Source organism: Paenibacillus marinisediminis (assembly GCF_054343325.1).
This window is the reverse complement of sequence record NZ_JBTGUH010000004.1, coordinates 162,063-187,733: the sequence shown is the minus strand read 5'-3', so window position 1 is coordinate 187,733 and position 25,671 is coordinate 162,063. Positions and strand designations below refer to the sequence as shown.

The 25,671-nt window shown below is 51.1% G+C and carries 18 protein-coding genes and 2 riboswitches; all 18 genes read left to right on the top strand.

Annotated features, from left to right (window positions below; translation table 11 throughout):
* The first annotated feature begins 39 nt into the window (after positions 1-39).
* The 18 genes from ACXX53_RS12045 to ACXX53_RS11960 all read left to right on the top strand — a co-directional run bounded on the left by ACXX53_RS12045 (position 40) and on the right by ACXX53_RS11960 (position 25,656).
* Entirely contained in the window at positions 40-5,211 is a 5,172-nt protein-coding gene (locus ACXX53_RS12045) for a WIAG-tail domain (RefSeq protein WP_458568898.1), read from the top strand.
* Positions 5,212-5,403: 192 nt separating this feature from the next.
* Entirely contained in the window at positions 5,404-6,300 is an 897-nt protein-coding gene (locus ACXX53_RS12040; RefSeq protein ID WP_458568897.1) for a glycosyltransferase family 2 protein, read from the top strand.
* A complete protein-coding gene (locus tag ACXX53_RS12035) occupies positions 6,228-7,496 on the top strand; it encodes a glycosyltransferase family 2 protein (RefSeq protein WP_458568896.1) in 1,269 nt (422 codons plus the stop codon). Before ACXX53_RS12040 ends, ACXX53_RS12035 begins: the two co-directional genes overlap by 73 nt.
* On the top strand, positions 7,493-8,251 hold the full coding sequence (locus tag ACXX53_RS12030) for a glycosyltransferase family 2 protein (protein WP_458568895.1): 759 nt from the start codon (positions 7,493-7,495) through the stop codon (positions 8,249-8,251). The genes ACXX53_RS12035 and ACXX53_RS12030 overlap by 4 nt, the downstream gene beginning before the upstream one ends.
* A gap of 36 nt (positions 8,252-8,287) precedes the next feature.
* Positions 8,288-9,019, top strand: a complete 732-nt coding sequence (locus tag ACXX53_RS12025) for a sugar phosphate nucleotidyltransferase (protein ID WP_458568894.1) — start codon at positions 8,288-8,290, stop codon at positions 9,017-9,019.
* Positions 9,016-10,002 carry a dTDP-glucose 4,6-dehydratase gene (gene rfbB / locus ACXX53_RS12020; protein ID WP_458568893.1) on the top strand — a complete coding sequence of 329 codons (987 nt, stop codon included), beginning with the start codon at positions 9,016-9,018 and terminating at the stop codon, positions 10,000-10,002. Before ACXX53_RS12025 ends, rfbB begins: the two co-directional genes overlap by 4 nt.
* A gap of 11 nt (positions 10,003-10,013) precedes the next feature.
* On the top strand, positions 10,014-11,054 hold the full coding sequence (locus tag ACXX53_RS12015; protein WP_458568892.1) for a GT-D fold domain-containing protein: 1,041 nt from the start codon (positions 10,014-10,016) through the stop codon (positions 11,052-11,054).
* A 63-nt stretch (positions 11,055-11,117) separates the two neighbouring features.
* The gene (locus ACXX53_RS12010; RefSeq protein ID WP_458568891.1) at positions 11,118-12,530 is read left to right on the top strand and encodes a glycosyltransferase family 2 protein; all 1,413 of its coding nucleotides are present in this window, start codon (positions 11,118-11,120) and stop codon (positions 12,528-12,530) included.
* Positions 12,531-12,665: 135 nt separating this feature from the next.
* Positions 12,666-12,974, top strand: coding sequence for a hypothetical protein (locus tag ACXX53_RS12005; RefSeq protein ID WP_458568890.1), 309 nt, complete (start codon positions 12,666-12,668; stop codon positions 12,972-12,974).
* A 3-nt stretch (positions 12,975-12,977) separates the two neighbouring features.
* Entirely contained in the window at positions 12,978-14,111 is a 1,134-nt protein-coding gene (locus tag ACXX53_RS12000) for a CgeB family protein (protein ID WP_458568889.1), read from the top strand.
* A gap of 326 nt (positions 14,112-14,437) precedes the next feature.
* Positions 14,438-14,669, top strand: a riboswitch (cyclic di-AMP (ydaO/yuaA leader).
* A gap of 116 nt (positions 14,670-14,785) precedes the next feature.
* A complete protein-coding gene (locus ACXX53_RS11995) occupies positions 14,786-15,196 on the top strand; it encodes a hypothetical protein (protein WP_458568888.1) in 411 nt (136 codons plus the stop codon).
* A gap of 38 nt (positions 15,197-15,234) precedes the next feature.
* Positions 15,235-15,401, top strand: a riboswitch (cyclic di-AMP (ydaO/yuaA leader).
* Positions 15,402-15,662: 261 nt separating this feature from the next.
* Complete coding sequence (gene kdpF, locus ACXX53_RS11990) at positions 15,663-15,743, top strand: K(+)-transporting ATPase subunit F (protein WP_458569053.1); 81 nt, start codon at positions 15,663-15,665, stop codon at positions 15,741-15,743.
* Between the two features lie 41 nt (positions 15,744-15,784).
* Complete coding sequence (kdpA, locus tag ACXX53_RS11985) at positions 15,785-17,461, top strand: potassium-transporting ATPase subunit KdpA (RefSeq protein ID WP_458568887.1); 1,677 nt, start codon at positions 15,785-15,787, stop codon at positions 17,459-17,461.
* 99 nt (positions 17,462-17,560) lie between these two features.
* On the top strand, positions 17,561-19,591 hold the full coding sequence (gene kdpB / locus ACXX53_RS11980) for a potassium-transporting ATPase subunit KdpB (RefSeq protein ID WP_458569052.1): 2,031 nt from the start codon (positions 17,561-17,563) through the stop codon (positions 19,589-19,591).
* 38 nt (positions 19,592-19,629) lie between these two features.
* A complete protein-coding gene (kdpC, locus tag ACXX53_RS11975; RefSeq protein ID WP_458568886.1) occupies positions 19,630-20,253 on the top strand; it encodes a potassium-transporting ATPase subunit KdpC in 624 nt (207 codons plus the stop codon).
* 28 nt (positions 20,254-20,281) lie between these two features.
* Positions 20,282-22,621, top strand: a complete 2,340-nt coding sequence (locus tag ACXX53_RS11970) for a histidine kinase (protein WP_458568885.1) — start codon at positions 20,282-20,284, stop codon at positions 22,619-22,621.
* A gap of 53 nt (positions 22,622-22,674) precedes the next feature.
* Positions 22,675-23,772: an acyl-CoA dehydrogenase gene (locus ACXX53_RS11965; RefSeq protein ID WP_458568884.1), complete on the top strand. Its 1,098-nt coding sequence runs from the start codon at positions 22,675-22,677 to the stop codon at positions 23,770-23,772.
* Positions 23,773-24,030: 258 nt separating this feature from the next.
* Positions 24,031-25,656 carry a glycosyltransferase family 4 protein gene (locus tag ACXX53_RS11960; RefSeq protein ID WP_458568883.1) on the top strand — a complete coding sequence of 542 codons (1,626 nt, stop codon included), beginning with the start codon at positions 24,031-24,033 and terminating at the stop codon, positions 25,654-25,656.
* The last annotated feature ends 15 nt before the right edge of the window (positions 25,657-25,671 follow it).

Below are 25,671 nucleotides of genomic sequence, written 5' to 3'. Positions count from 1 at the left end.
ATAGGCATAGACTGCAGCCCGTTAGAAAGGAGAGAGCGCATGAAAAAGAATAATGACAGCCGCTCGGCTTCAAAACCTGGGAAATCCAGAAAGCCCAAATACTTCGTAGATAATCCCAATACTTCAGAGCTAAACATGCTGGATCGGATGAAGAATATCAAGAAGCAGAGCGACACCATTCCACCTCTTGCTAAGCTTAATGCGGTAACGGAGCTGGCACCTAAGACACAGGTGGAAGAAGTCATCTCGAAGAGTTGGTCATCAGATACTTCTGAAGTGGAGCTGCCGCTTCCAATCGTTGTGGACAGCCGCGAGAAAGAAATGGTGACGCAGCCAGCGTTGGAGATAATCGCTGTTAGGGAAGAGCCTGCTCCCGTTCATCCAATCCATCCCATCGAAGAGAATCCAATTGAAGAGAATCCAATCGAAGTGAAGATGATTGAGGATCGGCTGACAGAGAAACGCGGCGGTCGCCGGACGAAGGCGTTTATCTATACCGATGATATAGCTGATGAAGCTGTCACGCTCGAAAAGATTGCTCCTCATGCGATAGACGGCTCAAAATTGAAGCGTGAGAGTATCGACACAGACACGCTGCATGACTATTCGGTGACGAACATTAAGTTGGCGGACGGATCGGTGACAGGAAACAAGATCGCTTCGGAATCGATTGCAGGTGAGCATCTGATACGCAATGCGATCTCAGGCAGCAAGATTCGCGACCGCTCGATTACTGGTGAGAAAATTAAGGATGGCAGCATTACGTCTGCGAAGCTGGCTGATAAAACGATCGACGCATCCAAGATAGCGGAGGGCTCGATTGATACCAAACATCTGAGGAAGCTGATAATATCGAATGATCTGCTGCAGGATCAAGCGATAACGTCAGAAAAAATTCGCAGCGGCGCGATTGAAACGGAGAATCTCGCTAACGATAGTGTTGATACTTCGAAGCTTGGAGACGAATCGGTTACCAGTTCGAAGCTTAGAGAGCATGCTGTAACGGGAGATAAAATACTTCCTGGTTCCATAGATGGGACACATATCGCAGACGGCAGCCTGACAGGCAATGTGATCGCAGACCATTCCATAGAAGGACGTCACCTTGTCCCCTATCAGATTCGCAGTGAACACATTGCAGCAGGCTCCTTATCCGGCGTGATGATGCAGTCTAGATCAATCAACAGTGAACATCTGTCCGACAATGTAATTGAAAAACGCCATATTCAACGTGAAGTTATTCATCAAGAACATATCGCTGAAGGTGAAATTCACGGCAGACACTTTATTGATTACAGTATTACTTCAAGTAAATTGGCGGATCAATCTGTTACAACAGTTAAGCTTGTGGATCATGCTGTAACCTCTTCCAAGATTGCAGATCAGGCAGTCGTTCCGCACAAGATTAGCGAAGAAGCGGTTCAAACTCGCCATATCGCGAAGCAAGCTATCGGTCCAAGCCAGATAGCTCCGCTTGCGGTTAACGCTCTGCACATTCAATCCGAGACGATCGGCGGCGAGCATCTGGAATCCGATTCGATCGAGGAGCGCCATCTTCGATCAGATGCAGTGACTTCTAAACATCTTGCATCTGGTGCTGTTCAGCACGTACACTTGGAGCCTGGCGCAGTGCAGACAGACAGCTTGCAGGATCAAGTCGTGACCACAAGCAAGCTCGCTGCCTCTAGTGTCACGACTGGCATAATAGCCGATGCCGCTGTGACTGGCAGCAAACTTGCTGATTCGAGCATCATTTCAACGAAGCTTGCCGATGAGAGTGTTCTGCCGCGTCATCTGAAGCAGGGCTCGATCACCTCGAAGGCGATCATGCATGGCGCTGTTCATGAACATCATATTGGGCCAGGTTCAATTACCGAAGAGCATATTCGTGACAATTCGATTGCTCCATCCATGTTGAAGCTGGAGTCGGTCGGCAGTGATAAGCTGATGCCGATGTCTATTCGCGACCGTCATCTAGCATCAGGAGCAGTCCTCTCACACCATCTAGGAGATCACGTGGTCACATCACTGAAGCTGTCGCCGGAGAGTGTCTCAACCGACAAGATCAGCGACATGGCGGTTACTTCGAGCAAGCTGGCTAATCGCAGTGTAACGGCTTCGAAGCTGGAGAGAGACAGTGTAAAGTCCGAACACTTGGCTGCCGATATTGTCGCAGGTGTTCATATTAAGACGCATTCGATCGAGAGTCATCATCTGACTGAAGGCTCGATTACGACAGAACATCTAGGATTTCAAGCGGTTGACAGCGCTGCGCTGCGCGGAGAAGCCGTAACATCCGACAAGCTGGCTTCTGAGTCGGTTCATGCATGGCATCTCGCGCCAGGCTCAGTTGAAGAGCAGCATCTGGCAGAAGGAATTATTCGTTCAGATCATATCCAGCCTGACGTGATCGCGGCCTATATGCTGCAGGAAGAGTCTGTATTGGCAGACAAGATCGCACCAGGTGCGATTGAAGCGCATCATATCGGACCGGAAACGATTGTCGGCAAGCATATAAAAACGGAGACTCTGCAGGGATACCATTTGAAGAAGAACAGTATCAATGTGTCTCATCTCGCACCGGATCTGTTAACTGGCGACTACTTGCATGATAAGAGCATTGCTGGAGATAAATTAAAGGATGGTACGATAACAGATACTCATCTCGCTGATGCTTCAGTAGGCTCATACCATCTGCAGATAGGCTCCGTAGACGCTTACGCTATAGCTGACGGTGCAGTGGAGACACGTCATCTCGCACTAGGTCAGGTGACGGCTGAGCAGATGGCGCCGCGATCGATTCAGCGTGAAGCGCTGGTAGATGGCGCTGTCAGCCGCGAGCAATTAGCTGCTGATGCTGTTGATGAGCATGTGCTCCGTGCTGGAGCTGTTAATAGCAAGCACATCACAGCGAACGCGATAAACGGCAATCATATTGCCGCGAATGCGATACACTCAGGTCATATACACTCAGGCATCATTGAAGCGCGGCATCTTGAATCGGGTATCGTCGATTCTCGCCATCTGGCGGAGGGAGCGGTGCTGCCTCATCATCTTCGTGAGCAATGCGTACATGAAACGCACATTGCCGCAGATGCCGTATACACGGATGCAATCGTAGATTTCAGTATTATTTCCTCTAAGCTGGCGCCAGAAGCGGTTCAAGGAGACCATCTAGCCCCGTTATCGGTACATTCCCATCATCTTGCGGATCGAGCGATCCGACCTTACCATTTCCGTGAATCGGCGGTAGAACGGGAAGCCATCGCGCCAGGCTCGGTTGATGGAATGCGTCTTGCGCTTGGAGCTGTAGGGGATGTGCATCTGCAGGATGAAGCGGTTGAAGAGCGCGCGATCCAATCGCAAGCTGTCACCTCCGATAAGATTGCCATTCAAGCGATATCCAGCGAGCATCTGCAGCCATTCTCGGTAGCATCGCAGCACTTGCAGCCAGAAGCGATCACGACTGATGCCCTGCAGGACGGATGCATAACATCAGAGAAGCTGGCATACGGTTCGGTGGATTCGACCCACCTGGCAGCGAACTCCGTTCAGACCGATCACATCGCGGATGGCGCAGTTACCCAAGCGAAGCTGGCGGAGGAGATCATAAGCGGTGAGCATGTTCGATCAGGCTCTATCTTCGCGAAGCATCTGCAGCCATTCTCGGTAGCTTCGCAACACATGCAGTCAGGCGCGGTAGCATCGCAGCACTTGCAGCGAGAAGCGGTTACGTCGGAAGCCATACAGGACGGAAGTGTTACATCAGAGAAGCTAGCGTTCGGTTCAGTGGATTCGACACATCTGGCAGCGAACTCCGTTCAGACCGATCACATCGCAGATGGCGCTGTTACACTCGAGAAGCTGGCGGAGGATATCATAAGCGGCAAGCAAATTCAATCAGGCTCTATCATCACGGAGCATCTTCAGCCCGGCTCGGTAGCATCGCAGCACTTGCAGCGAGAAGCGGTTACGTCGGAAGTCCTACAGGACGGAAGCGTAACATCAGAGAAGTTAGCATACGGTTCGGTGGCTTCGAATCACTTGACGGAGAGCTCCATTCAGGCTGCTCACATCGCGGATGGCGCTGTAACGAGTGAGAAGCTGGCAAGCGAGAGTGTTAGCGGCGATCATATCTGTTCGGACTCTATCGTCGGGAAGCATCTTCAGCTTGGCTCAGTGACCTCACAGCACTTGGAGCGAGAAGCGGTCACGACGGACACTTTGCAAGATGGATGCATCACATCAGAGAAGCTCGCCCATGGTGTGGTAGATTCCATTCACTTGATGGAGAATTCGATACAGACCGCTCACATCGTGGATGGCGCTGTAACGAGTGGGAAGCTGGCAAATGAGAGTGTTAGCGGCGATCATATCTGTTCGGACTCTATCTTCGGGAAGCATCTGCAACCTGGCTCAGTGACCTCACAGCACTTGGAGCGAGAAGCGGTCACGACGGACACTTTGCAAGATGGATGCATCACATCAGAGAAGCTCGCCCATGGTGTGGTAGATTCCATTCACTTGATGGAGAATTCGGTACAGACCGCTCACATCGTGGATGGCGCTGTAACGAGTGGGAAGCTGGCAAATGAGAGTGTTAGCTGCGATCATATCTGTTCGGACTCTATCTTCGGGAAGCATCTGCAACCTGGCTCAGTGACTTCGCAGCACTTGGAGCGAGAAGCGGTCACGACGGACACTTTGCAAGATGGATGCATCACATCAGAGAAGCTCGCCCATGGTGTGGTAGATTCCATTCACTTGATGGAGAATTCGATACAGACCGCTCACATCGCGGATGGCGCTGTAACGAGTGGGAAGCTGGCAAATGAGAGTGTTAGCGGCGATCATATCCGTCCAGGCTCCATATTTGAGAGGCACCTTGGCTTTACACCAGTTAGAACCATTTCAGAATGTGCTCCTTCTCTACAATTTGGCATGAGTCCATTTGATTTCTTGAATGATGAGGAGAGCATAGAGATCAGTATCATATTCTCAGAAGCTTATGAGTTTGCGGGATATACGTTAGTAGCTACGTCGAACCTGCCTTACAGCTATGCTTATATTAAAGAGCAGTATGTAGACGGGGCTGTTATTGAAATCGTTCGTCATCTCAGAGATCAGCAAACCATCAAGATGGATCCAAGCAGCTTGCTCTCGCAGATTCCACAATCCAGCGGAACTCTTTCCTGGATCGTTATTGGATAACCTCATAAAATGCAGGGCTTCGCGCAAGGGGCTGTACCATATGTCATGAAAATGACTAAGGTTCAGTCCCTTTATTTCTATTAATTTGTGGGTTTGGACAAAATTGTTGGATTGTACATATGCCGTTACCACATCTGTCACTGCTCATACAATGGGAGGAAGCAGCATGTATGCAGCAAGGAGGGGAATTGTATGCGTCAGCATAGGCGGTTGCGCAGTACTGATCCATCATTAGGACAAAAGGAGTACCCAACTAAGCAGTCAAGGTTTAGAGCATATACCTCATCAAGATCCCGCGTGCGCGTCAACAGAGGCAAGAAGCGCGCATTGAAAGCTGTACGTCCTCTAATGTCTCACCCTCATCCCTATGTATCTGTCATCATCCCCGTTATGAACGAGCGTCGCACGATTGCTAAGGTTATTCGTGAAGCCAGGAAAGTACATGCCGCCGCAGAAGTTATCGTCGTAGCGAATGGCACGACCGACGGCTCGGATCGAATTGCTGAGCGTGCTGGGGCACGCGTTATTCGACATGCCGAACCGCTTGGGCACGATGTAGGCCGTACTGTAGGAGCATATGCTGCGAAAGGTGAAGTTCTGTTGTTCATCGATGGAGATATGGTTATCTCAGCAGCTCAACTGCGTCCCTTTGTTCACACGATTACATCGGGGGCTGATGTTGCGCTCAATCGTTATTCTGGGCCAACGAATAAACATCAGGTGCATCGTGTCGTCTTGGCCAAGCATGTATTAAATGAATTACTCTCTCGATCGGATCTGCGAGGAATGTCGATGACAGCAGTTCCGCACGCGCTAAGCCGAAAAGCGTTGGAACTGATCGGACCAGAGCATCTCTCCATTCCGCCGCTGGCGCATGTTATTGCGATTCATAAGCAGCTGCGGCTCATTCCCGCACATGCGATTGATGTAGGCAGAATGAACAAGAGGCGTGTCAAGGAAGGCGCGGTAGATCCGCTTGAGCGATTAATTGATAATGATCATCTGCAATCCTTGCGTTGGATGATCGAGCATACTGGCCCGCGCGGCGGATATACGGATATGGATCGGCAACGTCAACTGGTGAGGTGAAGCGCTTGAAGGCAAAGAGTTCTCCTAATAATCGATATGCACGACGCAAGCAACGATATCCAGCGGCACCGAGAAGCCGGAGACAGAGAATATGGGGACGAAAGTCACGCCTGGCTAATTCACGGCGCAAACAGCGCGGCAGGAAAGTGCGCTCTGCACGTTCACAGAAATCCATGTTCAAGACATCCGCTGCCATAGTCAGTAAAGTCCAACTGCAAGCCGCGGTGGAAGCAGGCTTCCGTGATGCAAGCAGCATGGCCGAAACTGAGCTGCCGTCGCTTCCAGCGCTGAAGAGACGCATGCGAGCTTTATTCTGCGAGTACTATCAAGCTGTGCTGGGAGGAGAGAAGCGTTATAAGGCAGTGAAGCAGTTGGGGGCGGCTTATCGATCTGGCTTTGCCTCCGGGTATCCTCAGCCTATCCCTCAGTTGGTCTTGCTTCCTAGCAAGAAGCGCATGGCAATCGTATTGTGCGCATTCAACGAGCAGGAAGGGATCAAGACTGTTCTTGCTGAACTAGAACGTCTCGTCGTCGATGATGTGATCGTCATCATCAACGGTTCTACTGACAGTACTTATGAAGCCGTTCGGAGCGGATCCAGCGATGTCACGACCATCTATTACCCTTATAAGCTTGGTCACGATGTAGGCCGCGCGATTGGGGCAAAAGTGGCGAGAGCGGATGCAATTCTATTTGCGGATAGTGACTTCGCGGTTTCGGCTGAAGAGCTTGGCGCATTCTTATGGGCAGTTGAACAAGGGGTAGATGTTGCCTTGAACGATCTTCGGCCATTCATGGGCCGCTTCGATCAGCAGGATAATATCAGCCATTGTAAACGATGGCTGAACACCATCTTAGAGCGTGGAGACCTTAATGTGAATTCTATGACCGCGATTCCGCATGCGTTAAGCCGCAGAGCGATAGAAACGATAGGGGTACAGCAGCTTAGTGTTCCGCCGAAGGCCCATGCCATCGCACTGCTGCGCGGATTAAACGTACAGAGTGTGCAGGCTGTTGATGTCATTAAGCATAATAGAGTGCGCGATACGAATGTAGGGCAAGACAATCTTGTATCGCAGCTTATCTTGGGCGACCATATGGAAGCCATACATGCGATATGGGAGCATAAGGGAGACAGTTTGCATGAACCGCAGCAGGTGCGAAGTCGGATCGCAACAAGGAGGAATTCATCGTGAGCAGCGCCATCAGATCAGCTTCCGTTACAAGTATTATTATTCCTACTTACAATAATAGAAGCTTGCTGAATGAATGCATTCGAGCGATTCGGCAGCATACTCATTCTCCCTATGAAATAATTGTAGTCGATGACGGCTCCACCGATGGAACAGTGGACTATTGCCGTGAAGCGGGTCTTGTGTTCGCGGCGCTGCCGCACAATAGCGGCTTTCCCCATGCTTGTAATATGGGGATGCTGCTGGCAACCGGCGATGTGATCGTCTTGCTGAACAACGATGTCATCGTGTCGGCAAGATGGCTTGAGAACATGCGAGCCGCGCTTCGAGAAAATGAGGATGTCGGCATCGTCGGCCCCATAACGAATTATGCTTCTGGGAAGCAGCAGGTCGTGTACGATTACGATAATCTAGAGCAATTTCACCGAATCGCAAGAGCAATCAATGAACCTGACAAGTCCAAGCGATTCCGTGTCCAGCGAATTGTCGGGCTGTGTTTTGTCATGAGACGGGAAGTGATCGAAAGGATCGGACTGCTGGATGAACGATTCAGTCCAGGTCATTATGAAGACGACGATTACTGCCTGCGTGCTCGGATAAGCGGATTCGGGATTATGATATGCGGTGATGTGCTCGTTCATCATTATGGCAGCAAAAGCTTCCGAGAGCATGGGGACAGCGCGCTTAAGCAGCTGGTTCAGCGAAACTATAATCTCTTTATCGACAAGTGGAGAATTGATCCTCATCAATTTATATAAATCGTCGTCAACTCGTACATTTGAGGAGTGAAAATGGTGAAAGGGATTATATTAGCGGGCGGAACCGGGTCTCGTCTGTACCCGTTAACGAAGCTGGTGAATAAGCATCTGCTGCCGGTTGGCAAATCTCCGATGATCGGCTACGGTATTGAGCGTTTGCGTTCTGCCGGTATAACGGACTTACTATTCGTCATCGGCAAGTTATCGGCCGCATTATATATAGATTATATCGGCAGCGGCAAACATATGGGCATTAGAGTTGGCTTCGTTATTCAAGATGGAGCAGGCGGAATCGCGCAGGCGCTTGCATTGACGGAGCCGTTCCTAGCCAAGGGTGAGAAGTTCGTCGTGCTGCTGGGGGATAATTTGTTTGTGGACGATCTAAATCCATATGTGCAGCAGTTCATAGAGCAGGAGTATGGGGAAGCGCGTGTCATGCTGAAGCGAGTTCACGATCCTCGTCGATATGGAGTACCTGTGTTTTATGGAGACGGCCTTGATCGAATTCTTCGGATCGAAGAAAAGCCGAAGCGGCCGCAGTCTGATTATTGTGTGACCGGAATTTATATGTATGATACGTCAGTGTTTGAATATATCAAGATGATTAAGCCATCTGCACGCGGTGAAATGGAAATAACCGATGTCAACAATTTGTATGCCGCTCATGGCAAGCTGCGTCATAGTATGTTGCAGGGCTGGTGGACAGATGCGGGCACATTCGATTCCCTCCAGGAAGCATCATTAAAGCTGAAGGGGGTTCAGCTATGAAGCATGTGCTGGTAACGGGAGGAATGGGCTTTATCGGGAGTAATTTCATTGGCTATATGCTCCGATTATACCCAGAACTGCGGATTACGAATGCAGATGCGTTGACCTATGCGGGCAATCCCGATAATGCCGCAGCTTGGCAAGGATCAGATCGCTGCCGCCTTGCACGTGTTGATATTACAGATCGCAATCATGTGGCTGCGCTGTTTCAAGCGGTCAGTTATGATGCCGTGTTTCATTTTGCGGCAGAATCTCATGTGGACCGCAGCATTGCAGATCCTGAGCAATTTGTACGAACGAATGTCCTCGGCACCTTCAATCTATTGGAAGCCGCCCGGCTTCATCAGTTGAAACGTTTTATTCACATTTCCACAGACGAAGTCTATGGAACACTAGGTGAAACAGGACGTTTCGAAGAGAGTTCCCCTCTTCAGCCCAACAGCCCCTATTCTGCGAGCAAGGCCGGATCTGATCTGATGGCGCGGTCTTATTTCCATACTTATGGCCTTCCGGTCATTACAACTCGCTGTTCCAACAACTATGGCCCCTATCAATTCCCCGAGAAGTTGATTCCAACCGTTATCTTGCGTGCACTACATCACGAACCGATTCCGATCTACGGTGATGGATTGAACGTTCGTGACTGGCTGTACGTGCTCGATCATTGCTCAGCCATTCACGCGGCTTATCTGCACGGAGCGCCTGGAGAAGTCTATAACATTGGCGGGCGTGAGGAACACACCAATGTAGAGCTGGTACGCATGATCCTGAAGCTTCTAAACAAGCCTGAATCGCTGATACAGTATGTTCCAGATCGATTGGGTCATGATCGACGGTATGCAATCGATCCGTTAAAGAGCGAACGGGAATTGGGATGGAAGCCAAATGTATCCTTGGAAGAAGGGTTGGCACATACGGTCAGATGGTACGTTGACAACAGGCGATGGTGGGAGCGTGTTCGTTCAGGGGCTTATAAGGAGTAGGGGGTGATTGTATGGAACCGGTAATTCAGGGCCAGCCGTCTGCAGCGAAGCGCGCCCTTAGAGCAAGGCACATTCGCCGTCGAAACAGGATGAAGAATGATAAGCCAGCCATACCACAGCGCAGGCGCCGCAAACGCCCGAAGAAGGACTGGCGCAATCTAAAGAAGCAAAAGAAAACTGCCGGGCTAGTAGGTGCCTTATCTCCAACACAGATTGAAGCAGAGCTGGGCATCTCCTTTGAGGATGGCTATCGCAAAGGAAAGTACGAAGGTGGAGAAGGGATTCTAGCACGTCATGTGCCTGAAAATATGATCCTTCCGGAAGTCCCTGTTGAGCATGTCATTGCGCTCGGCTTCGAGCTGGTTCGGCATCTGCTGTGCCCGTTAATGGGACCGGAGGCTATATTCATAGAGATACAAGCCGCACTACATGAGAAGCGACCGCTCTCATTAGTTCGTCTTGGCGATGGCGAGGTGCTGGCACTGGCGCATGATTCGGTCATATCCTCAGGTTTGGCGCGGAGAGAAGGGCCATTCCTAGGGTACTCGGGAATTGATATCCCTGATCATAAGCACCGCAATCAACTCGCGGAAGCGATCCGGCACGCCACATACGTAGGGATACCGGTCTCGCGTGCGCCTAATTATTACGGTCTGTTGTTGCCAGCCTTCAGAGCTTATGGTCTGCATATGGGACAGATGCGTATGACGTATTCGACTATCAACTATTTGCTGGCTCAGAAGGGCTATATGCTGCGAATTATGCAAGGGCGCCGCGTGCTTATCGTTGGCAATGCGGCCTCGGAGCTAGCCGTTGTGCTGCAGAAGCAAGGCATTCATGTTGCAGGAATAGTCTCTCCAGTGCTGGGCATGCATGATATTCCGCGTGTACTGAATGAGACATCTCAGCATGACTTTGATGTGGCGCTAGTAGCAGCGGGCATCCCTGCTGTTATCCTGTCTCAGCGCATCGCACAGCAATTTGGCAAGGTGGCGATCGACTTCGGTCATCTGGCAAACAAGCTTGTCAGCGGTGAATTATCATTAGTGTGATGCGCGTGGACATATATACTGATGCATCAAGCTTCTTTAAGTTGAAAGATGGAGGTGAGGGATATGGGGGAGCAGTCGTTGAGGTTGAAGCGGAAGAGGCTGATGCCCATTCGCAAACGAAGCATTAGAAAAGCGAAACGACGCAGAAAGTTTCCGTTCATGGAGACCGTTCGATCTATGCCGAATGAGCAATTTGAACAAGGCTTTTCCTATGGATATGCCGAGGGTCTGCGCAGCGGACAAGAGCAATATTGCTCGATGATTGAGGGCACGAGCATTATAATTCCTTCTTACAATAAGCTGGATATGCTGAAAGACTGTATCGACAGCATTCAGAAGCATACGCCGAACAATCATGAGATCATAGTCATCGATAATGCATCTACAGATGGTACGGGAGCATATTTACAGTCGATGGTTGGCAAGCTTCGCTTCCATATCAACGAGAGCAATCGCGGCTTCTCAGGCGCAGTCAATACAGGACTGATGATGGCCAAGGGTCAAACGATCTGCATTTTAAACAATGATACTCTCGTTACACCGAACTGGCTGTCCAATCTGCTGAACTGCCTGCATAGCGATCCAAACATCGGTATAGTAGGGCCTGTTACGAATTACATTAGCGGTGAACAGCAAATTCCCGTACGTTATCATGACGTAAATGATATGTGGAAATTTGCCGCCAGATACAATAAAGCTAATCCGGAGTCGTGGCAGTATTGCGACAGGATCGTCGGGTTCTGCTACTTATTTACTCGCTCCTTCTTCCAGGCTACGGGATTCTTTGATGAGGGGTATGAGATCGGCAACTTTGAGGATGAAGATTACATTGTAAGGGCGCGACTAGGCGGCAGAAAGCTGGTGATTGCTAGAGATACATTTATTCACCATTACGGAAGCCAAAGCATGAGAGATCTGGGCGCGCAGTTTGACCATGTAAATAATAGAAATGCGATGTTCTTTAGCGCAAAATGGGGGAATCCTGCGGATTGGATCAACAGAATGCGGCGTTGGACGATTAATGAACGCGGTGAGACGGTCGTACACCATCGTGCTCAGCAGTACTTCCCTACGCATGTGGCGGCCACTGGCCTCAGCGAGACGATCTACTGGATCGAGCATGGCAGCAAATATCCGTTGAAAGGTCCAGTTCGCATACCTGTAGTGAGGCTGTCGCAAGTGGATCTTCTGGGATATCCGACCGGGAACGAAATGGACGCTGCTCTCGCCGAGAACAAGTGGAATATGAGAACCTTACCGGATGGCAGTATCCCGGACGGGGCTGTATTCCAGACCGAATCAGGAAGATGCTATCAACGGCAGGGGGAAGTATGCCGAGAATTTATGACTGCTCATGCTCTGTCTCGCTGGCAGTTGGAGGGCAAGGTCATTTCGCGTTCAGAACAGGAGCGGATTACGTTGGGCGAAGGTTTCCCCATTATGGCTGCTCCAGTCATTCATGCTTATCATCTGTGATATTAGCCCAGCAATTAGGCGCAAAGACCGTGTACCGTCTGACAGGCAGGGAATATGCTGTATATCAGCGAAATGCGAATGGCATATGTCTGCCAAGCGGGATAAACAGTCCAGAATGACAGGAGGAATCAGCTCGTGTATAGCCTCAAGGGGAAAGTGTCGGCAAGAAGAGGTAAGGGAGTGGTTAAGAGAGCCATATATCGCCGTCTGAAGCCGCGCCGTATGAATATTTCCTATAAAAAAAGTGTGGGCAATAGTCGATTCCAGCGACGAATTAAGAGAAAAAGTCAAAGTGGAGTACGGGGGCGGCGCTCCAAATTAACTCGCACGACACGACCGACATACAATCAGGCTTATAACCAAGCGTATAACGAAGGCTTCAATCAGGGCTTTGCAAAGGGCTTTGAGGATGGTCATCAGATGGCCTATGCAGGTCAGGTGTGATGGATGAGAATCCCCCGTGGACTAACATACCGCAGGAGACCCCCACTAACCGCGACTCGAGCGCGGCGAAGACGTAGAATAGGTCTGCTTGAAGGCTATCAGGAAGGCTATATTAGAGGCCGAGCAGCATCAATCGTACAGTTGATTCGTCCGGAGATTCCGTTCAGGCACATACACGTCATGTATGTATCGACTGGAAAGGGATATCCCTATTCGCCGCTTGATGAAGGAATGATCGCGACCCTTCGGGGAATGGTTGCCCAAGTGACAACAATAGGTCCGAAGGATGCAGTAGCAGCTACAGCAGCTCAGGTCAGACCAGATCTCGTCCTTGCGCTGGACGGGATGGAGCTTCCGGTGGAGCAATTGAATGAGCTGAGAGCGATCGGAATTCGCACGGCAATCTGGTTGACGGATGATCCTTACTATACAGATGTGATGAAGAATGTGGTACCGCATTATGATTATATTTTCACCCTGGAAATGAACTGTGTCAGCTTTTATCAATCCATTGGCTGCAGGAATGTAAACTATTTGCCGTTTGGCGTATATCCCGGACATTTTCAGCCTAGGACCACTTCGAGCGGCAGATTGCGTGAGGTATGCTTCATCGGCACTGCTTATTGGAATCGAGTGCGCTTCTTAGATCCTATCTTCTCAAGGCTTATGTCCTATGATATTCGAATCTCCGGAATATGGTGGGATCGCGCGGCAGGGTATGGCAAATACACGCATAAGGTTGATCTTGGACGCTGGCTCACCCCGCAAGAAACAGCAGAAATGTACAACAAAACGAAGATCGTGATTAACATGCATCGCTCGCATGACGATGATACCTTTAATAGCAATTCGGCACAGGTCGTCGGTGCTTCACCTAATCCGCGCACGTTTGAGATCATGGGCTGCGGAACGCTGCAGTTGACAGATGTACGCAGTGATCTGACGCGCTTCTACACCCCAGGAGTTGAGATAGAGACCTATAGCTCACCGGAGGAAATGCTTCAGAAGATTGAACATTATCTTAAGCATGAGGAAGCACGCCGTGAGATTGCGCTGCGCGGACTTGCACGCACACTGCGTGAGCATACTTATGCCCACCGACTCCATCAGCTGTTTGTGACCATATATGGCTCTTAGTTTAAGTAGATAGCCGTCGCGCGGACTTTCCGAGCGGCGGTTTTGTGTTGTGTGGAAAAAAATAGATTAGATGAGCGTTAAACGATTGCTTTATGTCGAAAAAACGATTACAACCATACCGTTCTTAAATTATCTGATCTATACTGCATCAATCTAATAAACGCTAGAATAAACGAGCAAGACATAGCTGTGAATATGAAATTACAAGATAGTGTGTGATTAGTCACATGAATCTAGCTTTAATAATTCAATAGCAACTTTCAGTTTCGTTTACATGAAGGTTGTGAGAGGCGTAAGATACATTTCAGAAATTGATCATTGCCGTTGCGATTTCATCGCTGAATTCCGCGTATTGCGGAAACGGGGGAACCATTATCGCGAATAATATAGCTTGCAGCCGCAAGATGATTGGAGCTGCCAAGCGGATAATATTCGCTGGGGTGAATCCGGTTAAGGACATATTCACGAAGTTCAAGTGAGTTGTCGCTTCAACCAGTAGGGCGACTCTTCGATTCCGAACCCGACAGCTAACCTCGTAAGCGTCCGAGGAGAGGCGCGTTTATGCTAAAGTACATGAAGTATTAGGTCAGGTACATTAGATACAGCGCATGCAGATCAGCCTCTTACCCGAATGAATGATGCGTTTGCGGACATTTTAGGAGGTAGTGAGGATCATGTATGATACGGATCGAACCATTGCGGTATTCGCTCCTAATGCTATGGGAGTGGACTTCGTTCGATCGCTTAAGGGAGCCGGAATCCCGGTTGCCGCAGTTGTTAACAATGCTCAGTGCGATGCCCGGATGAAAAAGCTTGGTGTGAAAAATATTTGGCGCATCAACACATCCAAGTCACTGACAGACTCTCAGCCTTCGCGGAGAGTAGGACGAATTTATTTATTTGAAACGAGCTTTGCGTTGACCTGTCGACTGTTGAAGCACTGTCGACCATGGACCACAGACAGTATCGTGGTCATTACGAAGCATCATAATCCAAGATCGATCTATCAGCTGCTCGGAGCGGATATGGTATTGTACACACAATCCGAGCAGGTATCGTTTCTACTGACGGACCTGATCAGTTAGCAGAGCTGCAGGTTGATCCTAATTTCATAGAGCCAAGGCCAAGCTCATCGCTTAATCCCTGTTGCAGGGGAGCGGGGGAACCAATTAGGCATGTCAGAGTGAGAAAAGCTCAGTCATGCAGGGGTGAATCTCGGCGGCCAGCCGAGTAGGGCGACTCATGCGCCCGAATCCGTCAGCTAACCTCGTAAGCGTCCATAGAGGCAGCCTTCTTTCGTCGTGCAGGATGTCCGGCTTTCTATAGCTGTGACTGGATAACCGCATGGGAAGAGGACCCCCTCTTTCCGTGCGGTTTTTTGCGATTCGGCGCTGAAATTAGGAGAATCGTGCTTCATTTGTTCATAAGGGGTGTGAAGACTGTGCTGGATGTCATTATGGTCGCGCTGCTAGGGCTGCTGTCCTCGATCGTATATATCGTATATCGTTGGAGCGCTTCTGAATTAGAAAGCTGATTAGCGAGGTGAACGTCATGATGATCGCGCTGGGAGTGCTTGTAGCGGCACTGTTTATCTATCTTGGCTACGCATTGGTTAAACCAGAGAAATTTTAGATTCCTATAGGGGTTATAAGCGAGAAAGGTGGAGCTGCACAATGACAGCTTTGGGCTGGTTATCTATTGGTATTACGATTGTGATCGTTATTTTGCTGGCGCGACCGGTAGGGCATTATTTGGCGAAGGTGTTCAATAACGAAGGAGCACCGCTGCCAGGCGACCGCATTCTTGGTCCGGTTGATCGCTTCTTGTTCAAGATATTCGGGATACGAGAAGTGAATCAGAGCTGGAAGGGCTATGCGATGGCTCTCGTGCTTACGAATGTTGTGATGATCGGAATCACGTATACGATCTTTCGAGTGCAGGCTTACCTGCCCCTGAATCCAAGCGGTGTCCCGAACATGGAGCCCAGCTTGGCCTTTAATACCGCGATCAGCTTTATGACGAATACGAATCTGCAGCACTATAGCGGTGAAACGGGTTTATCTTACTTGTCGCAGATGGTCGCCATCGTATTCCTCATGTTTACTTCTCCGGCGACTGGGCTTGCGCTCGTATTTGCTATTATCCGCGGGCTTACTGGCAGACCGATGGGTAACTTCTTCGTTGATATGGTTCGATCGATTACTCGGGTGCTCATGCCGATCGCAATCGTCGCAACTGTGCTGTTCGCAGCATGTGGAGTGCCTCAGACCTTGTCGCCAAGCGAAACGGTCACGACACTGCAGGGAGAAGAGCAGACGATTGTGCGTGGTCCTGTAGCCTCATTTGTAGCGATTAAAGAGCTCGGCAACAACGGAGGAGGCTTCTATGGCCCGAACTCAACGCATCCGCTTGAGAACCCGAATGCATTAAGCAATACGCTGCAGATGATCTTGATGCTGCTCGTGACGACAGCCACGCCGTTTGCTTACGGCAAGATGGCTGGAAACGCCAAGGAAGGCAGGACGCTGTTCGTCGCGATGCTCATCATGTTTGTGGTGATGACCGGCTTATCTGTAACGGCTGAGCAGGCGGGCAATCCCGTTATGCATCAGGCAGGCATTGAAGGGCCGAGCATGGAGGGCAAGGAGGTGCGCTTCGGCGTTGCGCAGTCTGCTCTATATTCTGTCGTTACAACAGCCTCCGAGACGGGCGCAGTCAATACGATGCATGATACGATGACGCCTCTCGGCGGATTGATCCCGCTTGCGAATATGATGCTGAACACCATATTCGGCGGTATGGGCGTGGGCTTCGTCAACGTTCTCATGTATGCGATGATCGCGGTATTTCTATCCGGTCTTATGGTCGGCCGAACGCCGGAATTTCTCGGGCGCAAGCTGGAGGGCCGCGAGATGAAGCTGATCGCAGTAACGTTAATAATTCATCCGCTGCTCATCCTGTTTCCGACGGCAGTTGCAGTTATGACCCAGGCGGATACCTTGAGCAATCCCGGATTCCACGGCTTGACGCAGGCGTTGTACGAATTCACCTCTTCTGCAGCCAACAACGGCTCAGGCTTTGAGGGCTTAGGAGATGCGACAACGTTCTGGAATATTGCGACTGGCAGCGTCATGTTCTTGGGACGCTTCCTCTCCATGGTGCTGATGCTCGCCGTAGCAGGCTCGATGGCGAAGAAGCAGCCTGTACCTGTAACGAGCGGGACATTCCGTACGAATACGGCAACTTTCGGTATGATCTTTGTCGGCTGTACCCTTATCGTAGGCGCGCTGACATTCTTCCCAGCGATTGTGCTGGGACCAGTCGCAGAACATTTGACATTGTGGAAATAAACGATAGATAAACAGGGTATGGCTCTAGGAGGAATAACAATGAAGGCGTCAATGTCTATAAATAATCAGACTCCCTATGATACAGGGAGCGGACGAGGAATGAAGGCAGGGAAGAGCATGCTGCAAGGCGGCTTGTTGAAGCAGGCTGCTGTCGAGGCATGCAAGAAGTTTCATCCGAAGCTCATGATTAAGAATCCGATGATGTTTATCGTCGAGCTTGGCTTCGTTATCACCTTGCTGCTGACGATCGCGCCAGACCTGTTCGGGACACCGACAGCGCGCTGGTATAACGGCATAGTGAGCTTTATTCTGCTCATAACCGTGTGGTTCGCCAACTTCGCTGAGGCGCTGGCAGAAGGCCGAGGCAAGGCTCAGGCGGATTCCTTGAAGCAGACGAAGAAGGAGTTGTTTGCGAATAAGATAACGGAAGGAGGAGCCATCGCTCGTGTTGCTTCCACAGCATTGCGCAAAGGAGATGTCATCATCGTTCGTGAAGGCGAGACGATCGCAGGCGACGGCGAGGTGATTGAAGGCTTAGCTTCTGTAGATGAATCGGCGATAACCGGTGAATCAGCACCGGTGTTGAAGGAAGCAGGCGGCGACTTCTGCTCCGTCACAGCAGGCACGCGCGTCGTGAGCGACTGGATTCGCGTTCGGATCACCAGCGATCCCGGCGAATCCTTCTTAGATCGTATGATCGCCCTAGTAGAGGGTGCCAAACGCCAGAAGACGCCGAACGAGCTTGCGCTTCATACGGTGCTGGTCAGCTTGACCTTAATCTTTCTGATCGTCGTCGTGACGCTGCCCTTCTTCGGGCAATATCTGAACATTGAGATGAACGTTGCTGAATTGATCGCCTTGCTCGTCTGCCTGATTCCAACGACGATCGGCGGACTGCTGTCAGCGATCGGTATAGCGGGGATGGACCGCGTAACACGGTTCAACGTGATCGCGACTTCTGGTAAAGCGGTAGAGGCATGCGGCGATATTCATACCATTATATTGGATAAGACAGGTACCATAACGTACGGCAATCGGTTGGCAAGCGAACTGTATCCAGTCGTGAATGAGGATAAGGAGGAGCTGAGCCGCTGGGCTGCAATCTCGTCGCATCAGGATGAAACGCCTGAAGGGCGCTCGGTGCTGGATTGGGTAAGCAAGCAGGGCTGGACGTATGACCGCGAGCTGGCGGAGAGCGGGGAAGAGATTCCGTTCAAGGCGGAAACGCGAATGAGCGGTCTCGACCTACCGGATGGACGCTTGGTGCGCAAGGGCGCTGTAGATGCCATCAAGCGCTGGGTTTTGGAACGCGGCGGCAGCATCCCTGCGAATCTGGATACGTTGACTACAGAGATATCGACATTAGGCGGAACACCGCTCGCTGTAGCAGTCGATAACCGCATATACGGAGTTATTTATTTGAAAGATACAGTTAAGCCCGGCATAAAAGAGCGGTTCGAGCAGCTGCGTGAGATGGGGATTAGAACCATCATGTGTACAGGGGACAATCCGCTGACAGCAGCGACGATCGCAAGAGAAGCGGGCGTGGATGACTTTATCGCTGAGAGCAAGCCGGAAGATAAGCTGGCGCTGATTCGCAGAGAGCAAGCTGCAGGCAAGCTGGTAGCGATGACGGGCGACGGCACAAACGATGCGCCGGCATTGGCGCAAGCGGACGTCGGGATCGCGATGAACAGCGGGACGACCGCTGCGAAGGAAGCGGCTAATATGGTGGATCTAGATTCCGATCCGACCAAGGTGATTGAGGTTGTTGCGATCGGCAAGCAGCTGCTCATGACACGCGGCGCCTTGACCACCTTCAGTATCGCGAATGACGTGGCGAAGTATTTTGCGATCATCCCGGCGCTGTTCATGCTCGCGATTCCTGAGATGGCTGCATTGAACATAATGGGCTTGAATTCCCCTATGTCAGCCATTCTGTCGGCACTGATATTCAACGCGATCATCATTCCGCTCTTGATTCCGCTTGCCGTCAAGGGAGTCAAGTATAAACCGATGAGCTCGGAGAAAATGCTGAACCGCAATATGCTCATCTACGGAGTCGGCGGACTGATCGCTCCGTTCATCGGCATTAAGATCATTGATCTGTGCTTAGGCTTAGTGATGTAAATTAGGATTGAAATATCGAGAGGTGCGGGTGCTTAACTATGAAAACAACGGATATAAATAGCTCAGAAACTGAACGAGGTGCAGGCAGCTTAAGTACGATTATTCGTATGAGCTTTGGCTTGCTGGTGCTGTGCGGACTCATCTATCCGCTCGTCATGACAGGAGTCGTTCAAGCGGCATTTCCGAAGAAAGCGGAAGGAAGCATCGTGTATGACGCGGAAGGCAGAGCGGTCGGGTCTGAGCTTATAGGTCAAACGTTCACAGAGCCTTATTACTTCCATGGTCGCGTATCCAGTATTGCCTATGATGCAGGCGGAGCAGGATCGCCAAACTATGCACCATCGAATCCAGAGCTTGCTGCGCGCATTCAGCAGTCAGTAGCGGATTGGCAGGCAAATAATCCAGATTCTCCGGCAGTTGTACCGCCTGCCGATCTTATTACGAACTCGGGCTCAGGGCTTGATCCTCATATCTCGCCGGCATCGGCAGCCGCGCAGATTCCGCGGGTTGCCGAAGCAAGCGGCATAAGCGAGGAGCAACTGGCGGAGCTGGTGAAGAAGCATACGCAGTCACCAGAGCTCGGAATATTCGGTGAGCCGCGAGTTAATGTACTGCTGCTGAATCTGGACTTGCAGCAGGCGATGAAAGAAAGTCAGTCATGATGCGGGGGTAGAGGAACGGAGGGATGACATGCGGGAGAGCGATCTTTATCGTCGGCGTTCGCCGGAAGTGCTGCTGCAATATATGGAGCAGCTGAAGCGTGGTCGATTCGCCATTCTTGTAGCGGCAGCGAGCGGAGCCGGCAAGACGACCGAGCTGTTGAACGAAGGGCTGGCCAAGGCTAAGCAGGGACTAAAGGTCGTGTGGGCAACGACGCCGCCATCGCAAGAAGGAGAAGCCTCCGCTCTTCGTGTTGTGCCTCCGTACCGATGGCAGCTGGATGAGCAGCAGATGGAAGATATCTGTGTGAAGGACATTGTTGCCTTGATGCCTGACGTAGTGCTTGTCGATGGACTTGCCCAGCCCAACAGGGTCGGCGCGGAACGGGTCAATCGTCTGGAAGATGTGCGCTGCTTAATTCAGAACGGCATCAGCGTGATTGCAACAATGAACGCCTATGAAGATGAGAGAATAAGTAAACAGGCGAGAAAAATAGCTGGAGTGGATACAAGATGGATCATTCCAGGTGAGGTGTTGAAGGAGGCGGACGAGGTCCGTCTCCTTGATGTGACCGCGGAAGCGCTGCTCGAGCGGCGCAAGCATGAATCAGATATAGAAGGCCATACGGGGAAGCCTCGTTCGCATCGGTCGAATGGGGCTTTAACGGAGCGAAGCCGCATGATGCTCCTGCGAGAGCTGGCGCTGCGAACGATAGCAGACAATGTGAACGGCGAGCTGGAACAGCACCGTCATGAACTCGGACTAGAGGGTCCGTCGGGAGCGACAGAGCGCATCGTGGTGCTCGCGCAGTACGGCTGGAACGGCTCCATCCATATCAGACGCGGAGATCAGATCGCGAAGCGCTTGAACAGCGAGCTGTCTATCGTGACATTTGTGATGGACAATAAGGAGCTGACGCCAGTTCAAGCCTCATTTCGCCGTTCGATTCGCAAGCTGGCGGATAAGCTCGGGGCTTCCCTCACAGAGCTGTCGACAAGCTCTGTGAGGGGTATCCCGAAGAGGATGGCGCGCTTCGCCTGGGAAGAAGGAATGTCCCGAATCGTGCTGGGACATTCTCGGCAGACGCGCTGGCAGGAATGGTTTAACGGTTCAATTGCCGTCGGCTTGATGAAGCGGCTGACTCGTGCCGATCTGTACTTTGTAGCGGATCGGGCGGTTGACGAAGGCGAGCGCGTGCTGCCGGCGCGCGCTGAGCCTGCGGAGCGCAAGCAGCCCTTCAAGCGGCAATCATCGGCAGAGATTGCCGAGAAAGCGATGAAGCTGCGGCGCGGACGGTTCAAGATCATTATCGGAGCGGCACCTGGTGTCGGCAAGACGTATAAGATGCTGCGCGAAGGTATTCGCTTGCAAGAACAGGGCGTAGACGTCGTCATCGGCTTATTAGAAACGCATGGACGAAGTGAAACCGCGGCACAGGCTGGATCGCTGCCGCTAATCCCGCGCAAGCTGGTGTTGTACAACGGCCGCGAGCTGGAAGAGATGGATACGGAAGCGATTCTGGCGCGCAAGCCGGAGCTTGTGCTCGTCGATGAGCTGGCTCATACGAATGTGCCAGGGAGCATACGCGCCAAGCGCTATGAAGATGTACAGATCCTGCTTGAAGCTGGAATATCCGTGATGACAACCGTAAATATTCAACATCTGGAGAGCTTGAATGATGCAGTGGAGCAGTTGACTGGTGTGAAAGTGCGGGAGACTGTGCCAGATGGCATCCTGCGAAATGCGGACGAGATGGAGCTGATTGATGTGTCGCCGCAGACGATTCAGGAGCGGCTTCAGAGCGGGCTCATATATGCGATGGATAAAGTGCCCCAAGCGCTGAATCATTTCTTTCGCATCTCGAATCTGATCGGGCTGCGTGAGCTGGCGCTGCGAGAAGTGGCTGATGATGTGGATGAACGCTTAGAATCATGGGAAAGGCGGGCGCAGATGCGCGGTCCGTGGCGAAGGGAAGAAGTGATATTCGTATGTGTGGAGCCTAATTCTAGCGCGGAGCGTCTGATTCGCCATGGCTTTCGCATCGCTCATCGTCTCAAGGCTCAGCTTCATATTGTATGCATACCATTTAAACGTCAGGGCTCTATTGATTCACAACGAATCACGGCGATCACCCGCTTAATTGAACGGCTGGGAGGGACGTTCTATCTGCATTCCGAAGTCAGCAGGCGGGCATGGGCAGCGGAAATTGTTCATCAAGCAGATGCCGCTAGGGCAACACAATTGATCGTTGGTATGCCCGCGAAGCGACAGCGCTGGAGAGAGCTCGGCCGTATGAAACGATTAATGCGAATCGCGCGCCACATGGATATGCTTATTCTTACAGATGTTGAATCTGTAAAGTCATGGTAGAATGATAGCTGTAGTTCATTTACAAGAATATTTAGTTACTGCGAGGCGAGACTATGACACAAATGATCCTACCATGGACAGATACAGAAATAGAACGTATTCGAGAGCTAGCTCTTTATATGGAAGAGAAAGGCTCGGTACACACAGGATTTATCAACTGGATCGTGGAACGCAAGCTGTTTAAGCTGTTCGTTCCTGAGCAATTGGGCGGCTTAATGGCATCGCTCCCTCAAGCAGCGGAAGTATTTGAAGAAGCTGCGTGGATCGATGGCAGCTTTGGATGGACGGTTACGATCGGAGCGGGCGGAGGTTTCTTTGTGCCGTTCTTGCCGCCAAAGGCCGCGCAGGCTCTATTTAGTCCTGATAAGGCGGTTATTGCAGGCAGCGGCATGCCTACGGGAACTGCCAAGCAAGTGGAAGGCGGCTATATTGTGGATGGAACCTGGAAGTATTGCAGCGGCTCACGCCATGCTACTTTCTTTACGGCGAATGCGGTCATTCAAGATGGAGGCTCCTCCTCGCCAGAAGATGCGCCGAATGTAAGATCCTTTGCGTTTCTACCTGAACAAGTACGAATAATGGACGATTGGAATGCATTTGGCATGCGGGCGACTGACAGTCATACGATTTCAGTTCATGCTGCATTTGTGCCGAATGAGCGTACGTTCTCGATTATGGAGCCGCACGCTGAGTTTCAGCATCGATTGTACGATTATCCGTTCGGCGCATTTGCTGCCATTTCCTTTGCTGCTGTGACGCTTGGTGTAGGGCGGCACTTTCTGGATGAAGCAGAAAGCATGCTGAACCAGCATCGAGATGCGTGGGAGACAGCTAGACCTGGACGCACCGCATTTATTGAGTATCTTATCAATGAAGGTCGATGTGCTTATACGGAAGCGAAGCGCCATTTTAAATTTCATGTGGAATGTTCGTGGAATGAATTAATGGAGCAAGGCAGCGTATCTCAGCAAATGGAGAAAGAATGCGTGCTGCAATCCAAGTCTGCCGCGCAAGCGATGCGATCCATGGCGGACAGCATATTCCCTTATCTCGGAATGGGGGCGATTATGCAGAAGAGCCGTATTAATCAGATCTGGCGAGATCTGCATACAGCATGTCAGCATTCTTCGCTTGTATCCTTTCAACCCTAAAAGCCTAGTGTACAAGAGACACCTTAAGAACCTTCGGAAAATTCAGAACCTTCAGAGCCGTCTTCAAGCGGCTTTGAAGGTTTTTTATATGGAGTGGAATAGACCGCAGTCCATCGGTGCTTGTGATGTGCAAATTGTACGCCTGTATGAGGTTCATCTGTCGTGCCGACGACAGGAGTAGTCTAATATAGTGTAGTACATTGGCGAAGGAGGTGAACCGGTTCCTGTTCACCGGTTGCCGGAAGAACGGGTTATCGCATGAAACCTACAATTGTATGCTTCTCTCATCTATGCAATTCCGGTTACATTACCGGTGCAGAGAAGCTCCTTCTGTTTATGCTGCGTGAACTGATGCCTCATTATCGCTGTATTCTGGTCGTTCCAGAGGAAGGTATTCTATCACATGAAGCCTATGTATCGGGTATTTCTTATCGAGTTCAAGCCTGCAGCCTGTTTCCTCTTATGGTGGAGCCGTCCGCGGGATTGCATGCACAGCTGGAGCATGCTCGCCAACATTCAGAATGGAATGCGATGCTGCAGCTGCTTCAACAATTAAAGCCGGACTATGTACTTACAAATACGAGCGTCCATGCGCTGCCAGCTATGGCGGCCAAGTCACTCGGCATTCCTGTGCTGTGGCATATTACAGAATGCATAGCGGACAATGGCTATGCGTCCGAAGCGGCGGCGATAATCGAGAGCTATGCGGATGCGGTGATCGGAACATCGCATACCGCATTGCAGGCATTTCCCCCGCGAAACGATCCGCGCAGCATGCCCTGCCGCTTCCTATTGCCGCCATCCTGGCATATGGAGGACCTGCAGCCGCATACCTGGGGGCAGCATCGGTTGCAGAAGCGGCAGGAGCTTGGCGTTGCCGATGATAGCCCGCTAATAGGCTATATCTCATCATCGCTCATGGTTCAGAAAGGGCTGGACCAATTTATCCATATGGCGCTGTCGATTGCGGACTCATTTCCTCAGAGCAGATTTCTCATTATTGGTGAACCGGTTAATCCGTCATATCTGGAGCATTGCCAGCTGCTCATTCAGCAATCACCTCACGCCTCGCGCTTTACCTTCATTCGATTCGCAAAGGATATCCAATCGATATATCCGGCTATGGACATCGTCATTGTGCCAAGTCTGATCCCAGAGGGCTTCGGCATGACCGCGCTGGAAGGACTTGTATTCAGCAGAGCCGTCGCAGTGTATCGTTCAGGAGGGCTTGGCGAGATTATGTCAGCTGTCCACCAGGATGAATACGCAGTTGAACCAGGCAATTGGCCAGCCCTTGCGGCACATGTAAGACGTTGGCTGGAGCAGCCGAGGCTGCTGCGACGGGTTCAGAAACACAATGGCAGAGCCGTTCAGCAGGCATTCGGGATAGATAGCTACAGGCAGAAGCTGCACCGAATATTTGTCAGCTTCATCATGGAGCAGGAGTCGTTGTTTCAAGCTGTGCAAGGAAGCGGTCATGAGATATATATCCGAATGGACGGTGTATTTCGTCACGTTGCAAGCCTGAAGGAGCTGAAACGGTTAGGCAGAACCACAGTTCGCCGCATATCGGATGATGTGCTAAGGGAGCTTCCGCTGGGTGAACCGATCCCGCCTTTACCATCTAGCTCTTCTAGGAAGCGGAATAACGTATCGCGGCGAAATAGAAACCGATTCATCCGCGCCAACAAACGCGTACGTCACGAATATAAGAAGTCGTCAGCTCGCAGAAGAAAGCTTCCGCGCAGCTTAGGAAGAAGGAGGGGTCTGACGAGATATGCCAAGAATCGTACTGGCCGCACACTTCATTCTCATCGAGGGCGAAGCAGTCGACTGAGCCGCATAGGTCGCTCTAGACGCTCAAGCAGTCGGGGTAGCCTGTGAAGTGCGGCTCCGCGT

What these genes read in the sequence shown, in the direction of transcription:
- ACXX53_RS12045 (WP_458568898.1), top strand. Translation starts at nt 40, where the DNA reads ATGAAAAAGAATAATGACAGCCGCTCGGCTTCAAAACCTGGGAAATCC.
- ACXX53_RS12040 (WP_458568897.1), top strand. Translation starts at nt 5,404, where the DNA reads ATGCGTCAGCATAGGCGGTTGCGCAGTACTGATCCATCATTAGGACAA.
- rfbB (WP_458568893.1), top strand. Translation starts at nt 9,016, where the DNA reads ATGAAGCATGTGCTGGTAACGGGAGGAATGGGCTTTATCGGGAGTAAT.
- ACXX53_RS12015 (WP_458568892.1), top strand. Translation starts at nt 10,014, where the DNA reads ATGGAACCGGTAATTCAGGGCCAGCCGTCTGCAGCGAAGCGCGCCCTT.
- ACXX53_RS12010 (WP_458568891.1), top strand. Translation starts at nt 11,118, where the DNA reads ATGGGGGAGCAGTCGTTGAGGTTGAAGCGGAAGAGGCTGATGCCCATT.
- ACXX53_RS12000 (WP_458568889.1), top strand. Translation starts at nt 12,978, where the DNA reads ATGAGAATCCCCCGTGGACTAACATACCGCAGGAGACCCCCACTAACC.
- ACXX53_RS11995 (WP_458568888.1), top strand. Translation starts at nt 14,786, where the DNA reads ATGTATGATACGGATCGAACCATTGCGGTATTCGCTCCTAATGCTATG.
- kdpF (WP_458569053.1), top strand. Translation starts at nt 15,663, where the DNA reads ATGATGATCGCGCTGGGAGTGCTTGTAGCGGCACTGTTTATCTATCTT.
- kdpA (WP_458568887.1), top strand. Translation starts at nt 15,785, where the DNA reads ATGACAGCTTTGGGCTGGTTATCTATTGGTATTACGATTGTGATCGTT.
- kdpB (WP_458569052.1), top strand. Translation starts at nt 17,561, where the DNA reads ATGAAGGCAGGGAAGAGCATGCTGCAAGGCGGCTTGTTGAAGCAGGCT.
- kdpC (WP_458568886.1), top strand. Translation starts at nt 19,630, where the DNA reads ATGAAAACAACGGATATAAATAGCTCAGAAACTGAACGAGGTGCAGGC.
- ACXX53_RS11970 (WP_458568885.1), top strand. Translation starts at nt 20,282, where the DNA reads ATGCGGGAGAGCGATCTTTATCGTCGGCGTTCGCCGGAAGTGCTGCTG.
- ACXX53_RS11965 (WP_458568884.1), top strand. Translation starts at nt 22,675, where the DNA reads ATGACACAAATGATCCTACCATGGACAGATACAGAAATAGAACGTATT.
- ACXX53_RS11960 (WP_458568883.1), top strand. Translation starts at nt 24,031, where the DNA reads ATGAAACCTACAATTGTATGCTTCTCTCATCTATGCAATTCCGGTTAC.